8 protein-coding genes are annotated in these 12,644 nt (G+C 74.0%); 5 read left to right on the forward strand and 3 right to left on the reverse strand.

From position 1 onward, the window contains the following. Positions 1-193: 193 nt before the first annotated feature. Positions 194-1,618 carry an MFS transporter gene (locus tag ACF09K_RS11160; RefSeq protein WP_392242395.1) on the reverse strand — a complete coding sequence of 475 codons (1,425 nt, stop codon included), beginning with the start codon at positions 1,616-1,618 and terminating at the stop codon, positions 194-196. Positions 1,619-2,340: 722 nt separating this feature from the next. Here ACF09K_RS11160 and ACF09K_RS11165 point away from each other — a divergent pair. Further along, positions 2,341-4,488 carry an asparagine synthase-related protein gene (locus ACF09K_RS11165; RefSeq protein ID WP_392242397.1) on the forward strand — a complete coding sequence of 716 codons (2,148 nt, stop codon included), beginning with the start codon at positions 2,341-2,343 and terminating at the stop codon, positions 4,486-4,488. A 335-nt stretch (positions 4,489-4,823) separates the two neighbouring features. Here ACF09K_RS11165 and ACF09K_RS11170 read toward each other — a convergent pair whose 3' ends face one another. Continuing rightward, the gene (locus ACF09K_RS11170) at positions 4,824-5,588 is read right to left on the reverse strand and encodes a TetR/AcrR family transcriptional regulator (RefSeq protein ID WP_392242399.1); all 765 of its coding nucleotides are present in this window, start codon (positions 5,586-5,588) and stop codon (positions 4,824-4,826) included. Between the two features lie 404 nt (positions 5,589-5,992). Between ACF09K_RS11170 and ACF09K_RS11175 the strand changes: the two genes are divergently transcribed. The 3 genes from ACF09K_RS11175 (at position 5,993) to ACF09K_RS11185 (ending at position 10,173) form a co-directional block, all read left to right on the forward strand. Next, on the forward strand, positions 5,993-7,369 hold the full coding sequence (locus tag ACF09K_RS11175) for an NAD(P)/FAD-dependent oxidoreductase (protein ID WP_392242401.1): 1,377 nt from the start codon (positions 5,993-5,995) through the stop codon (positions 7,367-7,369). A 265-nt stretch (positions 7,370-7,634) separates the two neighbouring features. Continuing rightward, positions 7,635-9,302, forward strand: a complete 1,668-nt coding sequence (locus ACF09K_RS11180) for a SpoIIE family protein phosphatase (protein ID WP_392242402.1) — start codon at positions 7,635-7,637, stop codon at positions 9,300-9,302. Between the two features lie 73 nt (positions 9,303-9,375). Then, a complete protein-coding gene (locus ACF09K_RS11185; RefSeq protein ID WP_392242404.1) occupies positions 9,376-10,173 on the forward strand; it encodes a class I SAM-dependent methyltransferase in 798 nt (265 codons plus the stop codon). Between the two features lie 66 nt (positions 10,174-10,239). On the opposite strand, the gene ACF09K_RS11190 is transcribed toward ACF09K_RS11185, so the two are convergent. Beyond that, entirely contained in the window at positions 10,240-11,532 is a 1,293-nt protein-coding gene (locus ACF09K_RS11190; RefSeq protein WP_392242406.1) for an MFS transporter, read from the reverse strand. 123 nt (positions 11,533-11,655) lie between these two features. Here ACF09K_RS11190 and ACF09K_RS11195 point away from each other — a divergent pair, with 123 nt between their 5' ends. Then, positions 11,656-12,216: a MarR family winged helix-turn-helix transcriptional regulator gene (locus ACF09K_RS11195; protein WP_392242407.1), complete on the forward strand. Its 561-nt coding sequence runs from the start codon at positions 11,656-11,658 to the stop codon at positions 12,214-12,216. Positions 12,217-12,644 lie beyond the last annotated feature (428 nt).

Here is a 12,644-nt window from a genome sequence, read left to right on the forward strand (position 1 = left end):
CCTTCAAACCCGTGCGGCGGTACGGGGTGCTAGGGCGTGTCTGACAATTGGCGTCGGATCAGCGCGCGGCGTCTGGTGCGGTGCATCGCAAGGCGGAGGATCGCCCGTGTACTGGGTGTACTCGGGTGATCCGACAACGCGGCGAGGTGCCGTGCCAGGCGTCGCGCGCCCGGCGGGAATTGTCAGACACGCCCTAGGCCGGTGTCATCAGCAGCGGCCGGGCCCGCTCGCGCAGCTCGACCACGCGGGGCTCGTCGCCGTACGGCTCCAGGCGGTGCAGGAGGTCCTTGACGTACTCGGTGGTGCGGGCGGACGAGATCCGGCCGGCCACCTCCACCGCCCGCACGCCCTGCTCGCAGGCCGCGTCCAGGTTGCCCGACTCCAGCTCGGCCACGGCCGAGACGACGAGCCGCAGGCCGTGCGAGCGCACGAACTCCTCCGTCGGCTGCGACAGCGCCTGCTCGGTGAAGCGGCGTACCTGGCGCGGTGCCTTCAGGTCGCGGTAGCACTCGGCGGCGTCGGCGGCGAAGCGGTCGTAGGAGTAGAAACCGAGCCACGACGGGTCGTGGTCGCCGTCGCGGGCCCGCTCCAGCCAGCTCTCGGCCGCCTTGAGGGCGGCGCCGGCGGCCTGGGCGTCCCCCGCCCGCGCGTGGGCGCGTGCCTCGACGAGGCGGAAGAAGCTCATCGTGCGGGCCGTGGCCAGGCCGCGGTTGCGCTCCAGGGCGGCCTGGGCGAGGTCGACGCCCTCGTCCCCGAAGCCGCGGTAGGTCGCCTGGAGGGACATGGAGGCCAGGACGTATCCCCCGAGGGGCACGTCGGCGGCCGCGCGCGCGAGGCGCAGCGCCTGGATGTAGTAGCGCTGGGCGGCCTCCTGCTGACCGGTGTCGAAGGCCATCCAGCCCGCGAGCCGGGTGAGCTCGGCGGAGGCGCCGAACAGGGCGCGGCCGACCTCGTCGGAGTACGCGCCGAGCAGCAGGGGCGCGGCCTCCACCCGCAGGCACTCCGGCACCATGGACGAACGCCAGTCGCCGCCCCCGTACTTGGAGTCCCAGCGCCTGGCGTCCTCGGCGGCCTCCCGCAGTTTCCGCACGTCGCTGTGGCCGACTTTGAGCGGTGTGCCCGAGGACTCGGCGGAGTTCACCTCGCGCGCCACCGAACTGTCGGCCGGGGTTATCAGCCACCGTGAGGCGGGCGTCGCGTACGCGCTCACCGCGAACGAGCCGGCCAGCGAATGCCAGATGCCGCCCGAGCCGGCCCGGCGGCCCGCGAGGTCGAGCCGGTACAGGTCGGTCGCCGAACGCACGGCCTGCCCGACGTCCCGGGGGAAGGCCAGGCCCACTTCGGGCGCGGGGTCCGCGTCCGCCAGTCCGATCTCGTGCAGGGGCACGGGCCGGCCGAGCTTCTGGCCGATGGCGGCCGCGATGAGGTGCGGCGCGGCGCCCTGCGGCACCATGCCCTTCGACACCCAGCGCGCCACCGACGTCTTGTCGTAGCGAAGCGTCAACCCGCGTTGGGCGCCGAGGTCGTTGACGCGACGCGCGAGTCCCGCGTTGCTGATTCCCGCGAGGGCGAGAACGGCGCCGAGTTTTTCGTTCGGCCCGCGTTGCTCCCTGGACATTGCGCCACCCCTCGACACAGACGGCTGCCGCGCTGGCATAACCGTGCGGCATTCGTAAACCCAGCGTAGTTCGCCGCATCCCAAGCGTTAAGGGGCATTCTTCCGGATGGCGGGATTGTGGTCCGTACGCGCGTACGGCCCCCACACGCACGGTTGCGGCGTGCTCCCGACGTGTGGCCGTGCGCCCGTCCGTGCGCTCTGGTCCGGCCGCCGGGGGAGCGCTTCCATGGGCGGTGCGTGGGTCGGCCCGCTGTACTGGATCCGGTGGGCTGGGGGACACCGCCGCCACAATCCCCGCGGGCGGTGGAACGGTCCGGGAGGCGTTCGTCGTCTCCCGGGCCGGCGCGCCGGGCCGGGCGCGCGGCTGTGACGGAGCGTGCGCGAAGCCGTTTCAACGGCGTTGTCGCGCCCCGTAATTGGCCGAAAATCGACCCTGTGTTCCGTCGGCGAATGCGCTTCCCACCATGGAAATCCAGGGCGCTCGAGGCGTTTTGGGGGAGCGTACCGGGGGCGCATTCGCGTCGCACACGCGGGGGTGCAAGCGGTGACCGCCGCCCCGCGCGCGGGAGTTCACCCGGCTCTCCGGGGCGGCGAGGGGGCGCTCGCACAGGCGCACTCCGCGGATCTCGCACGGCGCCACCTCCCTCTGCGGCGCGTTCTTCGTGGCAGCATGTGAACCGTTCGTACGGTGCAGCTGTTGTCCACGGCCTGTGGAGGCGTCGATGCGGTGGTTGGTGGGATGGAGCAGCACCGCCGCGGCCCCTGGCCCCGGCGGCCCCGGAGCGGGGGCCTACGGCGGCCCCGGCGCGTACGCCGGTGAGGACGGCGGCCGGATCGGCCACGACGGCGAGACGCTGCAGCCGGTGGGCGCCCAACTCCTGTGGGGCGACCCCGATCCGCTGTGGGCCGTCGGCGACTGGCGTTCCGACGAGGTGCGGGTGGTGCGGGCCGACGCCCGGACCCGGATCGCGGTCCTCGGCACCTGCGGCGCGACGGACGAACAGCTGCGCGTCGGCCTGTTCGCCGCGCGCGGGGGCGCACTCCGGCACCTGACGGCCTGGCCCGGCAGCTACACCGCGATCGTCCAGGTCGACCGGCGCGTCACCGTCTGCGGCGACCTCGCGGGCGCGCGACCGGTGTTCCACACCCCCTGGGCGGGTGGCACGGCGTACGCGACGGCCGCGCTGCCGCTGGCCGACCTCGTCGAGGCCAACCTCGACTTCGGCCACCTCGCGGCCCTCCTCGCCGCCCCCGACGTACCGGCCGCCGTGCACGACTCCACCCCGTACGACGGCGTGCGGCGCGTTCCGCCGGGGCACGCGCTCGTCCTGCGCGCCGGGGCCCGGGAGATCGCGGGCTACGAACCCGTCGCCTCGCTCGCCGTGGCGGCCGTCCCGGCGGATCCGGACAGCGCGGTCGACGCCATCCGCGACGCCCTCGTCGAAGCCGTGCGCGCGCGGCTGTCCGCGCCCCGGCACGTCCCCGACATCGACCCCGGCCCCGTGCCCGGCATGGGCCCCGCGGAGCGGCGCGCCGCGCGCGGGATGCCCGTCCCGGGCATCGGCGCCGACCTGTCCGGCGGCCCCGCCTCCGGGACGCTCGCGCTCCTCGCCGCCGGCCTGCCCGGCATGCCCGGCACGCTCCTGGGCCACGGCACGGGCGCCGGCGAGCGCCTCCTGGCCGTCACCTTCAACGACCTCGCCGTCGGCGGACGCGAGGCGGAACTGCAACGGGCCGGCACCCTCGCGGCCAACCCCCGCCTGCACCACGTCGTCGTCACCGGCGGCGAGGAGACCCTGCCGTACGCCGACCTGGAAGGCCCGCTGACCGACGAACCCGGCCCCAGCCTGGTGACCGCGGCCGGCCACCGCGCCCGCCTCGCCGCCGGCAGCGCCGACCACTTCACGGGCTACGGCGCCCGCCAGGTCCTCGACGCCCACCCGGCCCGCCTCGCGGACCTGCTGATGGACCGCAAACGACGCCACCTGGTGCGCCCCGTCGCCGCCCTCACCCGGGCGGACGGCTCCGTCCTCGTCCCCGCGCGCGTGTACGGCGCCGCCCGCCGACTCGCCCGCACGCCGTACCGGGCGGGGGTGGAGGGCCTCGCCGAACGGCTCAGGAACCGCCGCTTCGACGACCCCGGAGGCGCGGTGGGCGCCTCGCTGGCCGCCCTCGCCTGGGGCGGGCCCGGCCCGGCGGCGCGGTGGCTGACCGGCGAGGCACTGGCGGAAGTGTCGGTCCGCCTCCAGAGCGCCGCCCACCGCGCCGCGGGGGGCCCCGGCCAGCGGCCCGGCGACCACCGCGCGCGTGCCGCCCTCGCCCGCCACGCGGCCGACCTGCGCGTCCTGGAACAGGCCGCCGAGATCCGCTCCCAGCGCCTGCACGCCCCCTTCCTGGACAACCAGGTCGTCCGCGCCTGCCGCGCGCTGCCCGAGACCCTGCGCGTGCAGCCGGGGGCGCGCGCGGCGATCCTGCGCACCGTCCTCAAGAGCTCCGGGGTCGCCGACCTCCCGCCCGGCTGGGGCGCCCCCACCCAGGCCAGCACCACCGCCGCGGCCCGCGCGGGCCTGCGCAGGGCGGCGGATCCCCTCATCACCCTCTTCGACGCACCCCTGCTCGCCGACGCCGGCCTGATCGAGGCCCGCGTCGTCCGCAAGGCCCTCCGCGGCGCCGCCGCGGGCGAGCCCCTGCCCCTCGACGGCCTCGCCGACCTCGTCTCCCTCGAACTCTGGCTCCGCCGCCTCCTGTCCCGAAGAGGCACCTGCTGGACGGGGACCCCGGCCCGCTCCCGCGCGGTCCCGGCGGGAATCGCCCCGCAGCGACGGGCGGTGGCCCCGGGGGGCGAGGGCGCGGGCCTGGCCGCGCGCTGAGCGGCCCGCCCGGCGGGACCGCGACGGCACCGTCCGGTGCTGCACCGTCCGGTACTGCGTTGCCCGGTGCTGTGCCGTCCGGTCCTGCGGCACCCGCGTCTCAGGCGCCCGGTGCGCCGGCGGCCGCCGACGCACCGGTGGACGGCATCGGCACGTCCTCCCGCACCGACCCGTTCACCCCGGACCGACGGCCGCCCCACCCCATCGGAAATCCCGTGCCCCGCCCCACGGCGTGCCCTGGCCGAGCGGGCCGGGACGGCCGCCCGCGAGGCCCTGGGCGCCGACCGGCACGAGGCCGAACGGGCCCGGGGCGCGGTCCTGACGGTGACCGGCGCTCAGGACGCCGGCCGGGACCGCAACCCCTCCAGCAGGATGTCCAGCAGCCGGGACGAAGCCGCCGCCTGATGGACCGGATCCGGCAGGGAGGGCGCCGCGGTGGCGATGACCAGCAGGACGTCCGACACCGAGACGTCCGGCCGCAGTTCACCCGCCGCCCGCGCCCGGTCCACGAGCCGTCCCACGACGTCGAGCAGGGCCGCCGCCCCGGTGTCGTCCACGACGCTCTGCGCGCCCGCGTCGGTGAGCAGCCGCAGTTCGCCGCCGCCCGGCTGGCTCCGCTGCTGCGGAACCCGGGCCTCGTCGACGCCGGTGCTCTCCGTGCCCTCCTCGGCGACGCCGACCCGCAGCACCTGCGGCGGCAGCAGCCGTCCGGCTCCGGACGCCACCGATGTGCGCAGGAAGCGCGACAGCGCCGACCACGGCTCGTCCTCCTGACCCAGCGCCGTCCGCGCCTGGTCGGTCAGCCGGGAGGTCTCCTCCTCGGCTATCCGCCGCACCAGGACGTCCTTGCTGGGAAAGCGCCGGTACACCGTGCCGACGCCCACCCGCGCGCGCCGCGCCACGTCCTCCATCGGCGCGCCGTACCCCAGCTCGCCGAAGACCTCGCGTGCCGCACGCAGCACGTGCTCCAGATTGCGCTGTGCGTCCACGCGCAGCGGCGTGGTCCGCGAGGTGTCCCCGCGTCCGTCGACCGCCGCGCTCACCGTGCCGTTCGGTCCGAGTGCGGACGCGGACGACCAATGCGTGTCCTGAATATGCATGAATGTTCCCCCGGTAATGACGTCTCCCCCCGGAGACTCTCCCCGCCATCGAATGCACGGGGCGCATGAAGCAGGGGCAACGGAACCGGACCCGCGGCGGGGCCCTGGGTCAGCGGCACCTCACGGATCCGACGAGCGCTTCCCCCTGCACCCCGTCGACACACGAACATAGTTGAGAGGGGGTCAATTCAGAAGGGGCAGGTTCCGCACGGAGCGCCCCCCGATCGGAGCACGGGCCGCATACGTCCCGATAACACCCCTTCCCGCACCCCGGCGAACCCGGGCTGACCTGCGGTCCCGTCCCTCCCGCCGGCATTTCGGCCGTCCCCGCTCCCGCCCGTCCCGCGGTCACACGAATTGTCGGGGCTGTGGACAAACTCCGGCGCGGGGTGCGTCATGGGACGGTGAAGGAACGTGCGCGCATTCTCGTTGTCGGCGGCGGCTACGTCGGGATGTACACGGCCCTGCGGCTCCAGCGGCAGCTGAGACAGGAGATCGGCCGGGGCGAGGCCGAGATCACGGTCGTCACACCCGACCCGTACATGACGTACCAGCCGTTCCTGCCCGAGGCCGCCGCGGGCGCCGTCTCCCCGCGCCACGTCGTCGTACCGCTGCGCCACGTCCTGCCGCACTGCCGGGTCGTCGTCGGCGAGGTCACCGCCGTCGACCACGCCCGGCGCACCGCGACCCTGACCACCCTCGCCACGGACGAGGAGGGCACCGGCCCGCGCCGGCTGACGTACGACGAACTGGTCCTCGCGCCCGGCTCGGTCTCCCGCACCCTGCCCGTCCCCGGCCTCGCCGACCACGCCATCGGCTTCAAGACGGTCGAGGAGGCCATCGGCCTGCGCAACCACGTCATCGAACAGATGGACATCGCCTCCTCCACGCGCGACCCCGCGATCCGCGACGCCGCCCTCACCTTCGTCTTCGTCGGCGGCGGCTTCGCGGGCGTGGAGGCGCTCGCCGAGCTCGAGGACATGGCCCGCTACACCACGCGCTACTACCACAACCTCGAGCCCGAGGACCTGAAGTGGATCCTCGTCGAGGCCTCCGACCGGATCCTCCCGGAGGTCGGCGAGGACATGGGGCGCTACGCGGTCAGCGAACTGCGCCGCCGCAACATCGACGTCCGCCTCGGCACCCGCCTGGAGTCGTGCGCGGACCGCGTCGCCGTCCTCAGCGACGGCGCCCGCTTCCCGACCCGTACGGTCGTGTGGACCGCCGGCGTCAGACCCCACCCGGTGCTCGCCGCCAGCGACCTGCCCCTCACCGAGCGCGGCCGCCTCAAGTGCACCCCGGAGCTGACCGTCGAGGGCGTCACGCACGCGTGGGCGGCCGGGGACGCCGCCGCCGTCCCCGACCTGACCGCCGGCCGGCCCGGCGCGTACACCGCCCCGAACGCCCAGCACGCGGTACGCCAGGCCAAGCTCCTCGGCGACAACATCGCCCGCTCCCTGCGCGGCGAGCCCCTGCGGACGTACGCGCACGCATACGCCGGCTCGGTCGCGTCCCTGGGCCTGCACAAGGGCGTCGCACACGTCTACGGACGCAAGCTGAAGGGCTACCCGGCCTGGTTCATGCACCGGGCCTACCACCTCAGCCGCATCCCCACCTTCAACCGCAAGGCACGCGTGCTCGCCGAGTGGACGCTGTCCGGACTCTTCAAACGGGAGATCGTCTCGCTCGGATCCCTCGAACATCCCCGCGCCGAGTTCGAACGCGCTGCCGGTGGAAAGCCTTCTGACGAGTCCTCCGGCGACCCGAAGGGGTCGTCCTGACCCGAACCAGGAACTCCACCGACCGCCCCCACGTCTGACGAATGCCGGCCCGGACGGCGGCCGCACTGCCAGACTGCTCCCTGCTCACCGCCCCTCCCGAGCCCCCGGCGGACCACCACCCGACCCTGTCGACCCACGAGGTTGTTCCCACGCGCTCCCCGTCCCGGGTGCTGCAACAATGTGCGGCCACCGCCGCGCGGCCTCCGGAGTCCCGGCAGGCCGGGCCCGGAGCCGGCCGTCGACGACTGACACGAGGCAAGGATTCGTGAACTTCACGCGCTGGAGCGCCCGGCTCCCCGGAACGCAGCGCCGCGCCACCGCGCGGGCGGAGCACCCGGTCACCCTCACGGACCGGCGGAGCGAGAGCTCCGGCCAGGGCTCCGTACCCGCGGCCCGCGCCGAACGACCCACCGGCGGCGACCCGCCCCCGCTGCCCGCCGTCGACGAACTCCCCGCCCGCGAGGTCCTCGACCGCGTACCGGCCCTGGTCGCCCTCGTGCACGGCCCCGACCACCGCCTCGCCTACGTCAACGGCGCCTACACGGCGGCCTTCGGCGCACGGCCTCTCGGCGAACCGGCCGCCGAGGCCCTCCCCGAGCTGCGCGACCTGGGCCTGATGCCGCTCCTCGACCAGGCCCAGCGCAGCGGCAAGCCCCGCACCCTGAAGTCCCGCAAGGCGCCCGACGGCCGCTCCTACACGTTCACCTGCACCCCGGTCCCGGAGAACCACGGCGAGGGCGCCGTCCTGGTGTTCGCCACCGACGTCACCGACCACGCCGAAGCCGCCGAACGGCTCAGAGCCAGCGAGCGCCGCCAGCGCGAGACCGCCGTCACCCTCCAGCGTTCCCTGCTCCCCCAGGAGCTGGAAGAACCCGACGACCTGCGCATCGCCGCCACCTACCACCCCGGCGGCACCGAGGCGGCGGTCGGCGGCGACTGGTACGACGTCATCACCCTCGGCGGCGGCCGCACCGCCCTCGTCATCGGCGACGTCATGGGCCGCGGCGTCCGGGCGGCGGCCGTCATGGGCCAGCTCCGCACCGCCGTCCGCGCCTACGCCCGCCTCGACCTCCCGCCGCACGAGATCCTCCAGCTCCTCGACGGCCTCGCCATGGAGATCGACGCCAACCAGATCGCCACCTGCGTGTACGCCATCCACGACCCCAACGAGGGACGCCTGGTGTACGCCTCCGCGGGCCACCTGCCGATCCTGGTCCGCGACGAGAGCGGCACCGTCCGGCGCGCCGACGAACCCACCGGCCCCCCGCTCGGCACGGGCGGCTGGATCCACGCCTCCGGCTCGGTCCCCCTCGGCCCGGGATCCACCGCCGTCCTCTACACCGACGGCCTGGTCGAGCGGCGCAACGAGGACCTCGACGAGGGCATCGCCGCCCTGGAACGCGCCCTGGCCGGCGCCACCGGCTCCCCCCAGGTGGTCTGCGACCGCCTGGTCCGCTCGGCGGGCGTCACCGCGGACCACGACGACGACGTGGCCGTCCTGGTCCTCCAGCACCCCGCCCGCACCGGCCCCGACCGCGAGCTGTTCCGCAACGCCGCCCTGGAACTGCTCGGCGGCGTCGAAGCGGCCCCCCGCGCGCGTGCCTTCGCCTCCGGCGTCCTCACCAGCTGGCGCTTCCCCGCGGAGCTGCACGACCTCGGCGTCCTCGCCACCAGCGAACTCGTCGCCAACTCCCTCCAGCACGGCGTCCCGCCCATGCGCCTGCGCCTGCGCCGCACCGACCGCCGCCTGATCATCGAGGTCACCGACGGCGACGACCACCTGCCACGCCGCCGCCGTGCGGAGCCGGCCGACGAGTCGGGCCGCGGCATCGCCATCGTCGCCACGATCGCCTCCGGCTGGGGCAGCAGACGCACCCCCGGCGGCGGAAAAGCCGTGTGGTGCGAGTTCGTCCTGCCCAGACCCACCGACTGAAACCGGCCTCGAACACCCGTTGCCCGGCGCGCGCCACCTAGGCGAACACGCCTCCCGGTGCTAGTAGCTCCCCATGGCAGACGCAACGGGCTTTCACCTCAAGGGAAGCGCTCCCGAGCGCTACGAACACTACGTCGCGCCCCTCATGGCGCCCTTCGTGACCGCACTCGTGGACGCCGCGGACCTCTACCCCGGCGCCACCGTCCTCGACCTCGCGTGCGGCACCGGCTTCGCGGCCCGCGCCGCCGCCGCACAGGCCGGCCCCACCGGCCGCGTCGTCGGCGTGGATCAGAACGGGGCGATGCTCGAGGTCGCCGTGGAGCACCACCCGCGCCTCTATCCCGACATCGAGTTCACCGCCGCACCCGCCGACGACCTCCCCTACCCGGACGCGGCCTTCGACGTCGTCCTCTGCCAGCAGGGCGCCCAGTTCTTCCCCGACCTGGACGCCGCCCTGCGCGAGACGGCCCGCGTGCTGCGCCCCCGAGGCCGCTTCGCCGCCACCGTCTGGTCGAACCTCGAAGCGTCCCCCTACTTCACCGCCCAGCTCCGCGCGGTGCGGCAGTACGGCGGACCCGACGCGGCGGCGGACTTCCAGGACGCCTTCCGCGCCGCGGACCGCCTCACCGCGGCCCTGGACGCCGCGGGCCTGCGGCGGACCACCCGCCGCGACCTCACCTTCACCATCACCCTCCCCCCGCTCCGGGAACACGTCCCGGGCCACCTCTCCGCGATCCCCTGGGGCCGGACGATCACCGAGGCAGGGGGCGAGGAGGCCCTCACCCGGGCCGCCGACACCCTCCGCGCCGCCCTCCCCGCCGACACGACGGCCTTCCCCTTCACCGCGACCCTGGTGACGGCCGACCGCTGACCCGGGCCCCGGCACGCGGAAGGCGGCCGTCGCCTCCCGACGACGGCCGCCTCCACACCGTGTGCCTCACGCCTCCGCGGCGACCGGCTCCACGGCGGCCCCGCCCCGGGCCACCACGCGCTTCCGCGCCACCCACGGCTGATCCTGCACGAGAGTGAGCTGCCGTCCCAGCCGCAGCGCGAGCACCGTGATCCCCAGCGAGAACAGCAGGAAGGTCACGACGTACGGCGCGTGCAACGAGGCCCCCATCGGCCCTCCCACGGCCGGCCCCACCGCCAGCGCCAACTGCTTGACCAGCGCGAAAGCCGAGTTGTACTGCCCGGCGAGCCCGGCCGGCGCCAGATCGGCCACCAGCGGCGCGACCGTCGGCGACAGCATCGCCTCACCCAGCCCGAACAGCGCGTACGTCGACACGAACGCGGCCGTCGCCATCTCCCGGCTGCCGTTCCCGAGCCCGGCGTACCCCGCCACGGCCCACGCCACGGCCCAGATCAGCCCCACGGCCGCGATCACCCGCGACCGCTTCTGCCGCTCGACGAACCTCAGCACCGCGAACTGCGCGACGACGATCACCGCGGTGTTGGCGGCCAGAGCGGTCCCGAGGGCGGACGTCGAGATGCCCGCGGCCTCCACCCCGTACGCGCTGAGCCCCGACTCGAACTGCCCGTAGCAGGCGAAGAACAGCACGAAGCCCAGCACGGACAGCTGCACCATGGCCCGGTTGCCGAGCAGCTGCCTCCAGCCGCCCTTGGCCGACCCCCGCGGAGCTCCCTCCACCCGGGGCGAGTGCGGCATCCGGACGCTCGCCATCACCACGACCAGCAGCAGGAACATCGCCGCCTCGATCGCGAACAGCAGGGTGAAGGAGGACACGCGCGTGGTGTCGACGAGATGCCCGCCGATGAGCCCGCCGACGCCGAGCCCCAGGTTCTGCAGGAAGAACTGCGTCGCGAAGGCCCGCGACCGGGTCTCCGCGGTCGAGCAGTCCACGATCATCGTGGCCAGCGCCGGCTGCATCACGGCCTGCCCGGCCCCCAGCGCGGCCGCGGCGGCCAGTACGGCGGCGGCGTTGCCGGCGAGCCCCAGGCTCAGCGCGCCCAGCGCGGCGGTGACCAGGGCGGCGATCAGCACCGGCAACGGGCCGCGCCGCACGATCGCCCGGCCGGCGAACGGCAGCACGATCAGCGCGGCCACGGCGAACACGGCGAGGACGAGCCCCGCCGTCACGGCACCGAGTCCCCGCACCTGCGCCACATAGACGTACAGGTAGGGGACGGTGAAGCCGAGCCCGAACGCGCTGAGTGCGTTGCCCACGTGGATCCGGCGCATCGCTGCGCCCATGGCCCTGGTCACGTTCACCTCTTCCAGGTAGTTGGTGAGCCTCAGTTCTTAGAACCGAAGACTTCGAAGATAAATTTCGAAGCTAAACAGTACACTCCGAAGAACTTCAACGCCAACGAGCCCCGTGCGATACTGACGCCCATGGGCGACACCCCCGGCAGTACGGGCATCGGCGGCGAGCCGACCCTCGAAGAGCAGATCGCCGCCTACCAGCGGGAGTTCCGGGACCTGGACCCCCAGGTCGAGCAGATCGTCTCGGCGCTCTCCCGCCTGAACCGCCGGATGAACGTCGCCTACGGCCGCCAGACCGCCGGCCTCGGCATCAGCAACGCCGACTGGGAGGTCCTCAAGGCCCTCGTCCTGTCCGGCGCTCCCTATCGCATGGGTCCCAGCGACCTGGCCAAGCGGCTGGGCCTGACGCCGGCCGCGATGACCCACCGGATCGACCGCATGGTCGCGGAAGGCCTGGTGACCCGGCAGCGGGACGAGAGCAACCGGGTCCGGGTGATCGTGGAGCTGACGACCGAGGGCAGGGAGAAGTGGCTCGAGGCGATGCGCCTGGCGACGGTCTTCGAGGAGGACCTCCTCCAGGACCTCTCCGCCGACGACCGCACGGCCCTCGGCGATGTCCTGACCAGGCTCCTCCGCCGGGTGGAGCACGCCCAGCCGGACGCCGGCGGACGCCTCACCGACCTGGACTAAAGATCTTGACAAGGGCCACTTGACAGCCCTCTGCCCGGTCCGTAAGGTTCTTCGGGTTGCCGCGGGGCCGTAACGGTTCTTCGGTGGCACCTCGGCCGCAATAGCGGCACACAAACTCAAGCAAGATCTCCCAGCGGGGTTTATTCGGCGTGCCCGAATTCAATTCACTGAGGGCCCGGCGGCTCGATTAGCGCTCGCCGGGGAGGATCCGCTAAGGTTTGAGACGTCGGAACGGCCCAACAGCCGGGAAGGCAACCCCCTTCTGACGGGGAATCGGAACCGAAAGGATCTGATAGAGTCGGAACCGCCGGAAAGGAAACCGCGAAGAAAAGCGCGGGATTCTGGAAAGCGCCGAGGAGATCGGGCCGGGAAACGGTCTGATAGAGTCGGAAACGCAGGACCGAAGGGAAGCGCCCGGAGGAAAGCCT

Source organism: Streptomyces sp. NPDC014882 (assembly GCF_043081325.1).
Taxonomy (GTDB): Bacteria; Actinomycetota; Actinomycetes; order Streptomycetales; family Streptomycetaceae; genus Streptomyces.

What these genes read in the sequence shown, in the direction of transcription:
- ACF09K_RS11160 (WP_392242395.1), bottom strand. Translation starts at nt 1,618, where the DNA reads ATGTCCAGGGAGCAACGCGGGCCGAACGAAAAACTCGGCGCCGTTCTC.
- ACF09K_RS11165 (WP_392242397.1), top strand. Translation starts at nt 2,341, where the DNA reads ATGCGGTGGTTGGTGGGATGGAGCAGCACCGCCGCGGCCCCTGGCCCC.
- ACF09K_RS11170 (WP_392242399.1), bottom strand. Translation starts at nt 5,588, where the DNA reads ATGCATATTCAGGACACGCATTGGTCGTCCGCGTCCGCACTCGGACCG.
- ACF09K_RS11185 (WP_392242404.1), top strand. Translation starts at nt 9,376, where the DNA reads ATGGCAGACGCAACGGGCTTTCACCTCAAGGGAAGCGCTCCCGAGCGC.
- ACF09K_RS11195 (WP_392242407.1), top strand. Translation starts at nt 11,656, where the DNA reads ATGGGCGACACCCCCGGCAGTACGGGCATCGGCGGCGAGCCGACCCTC.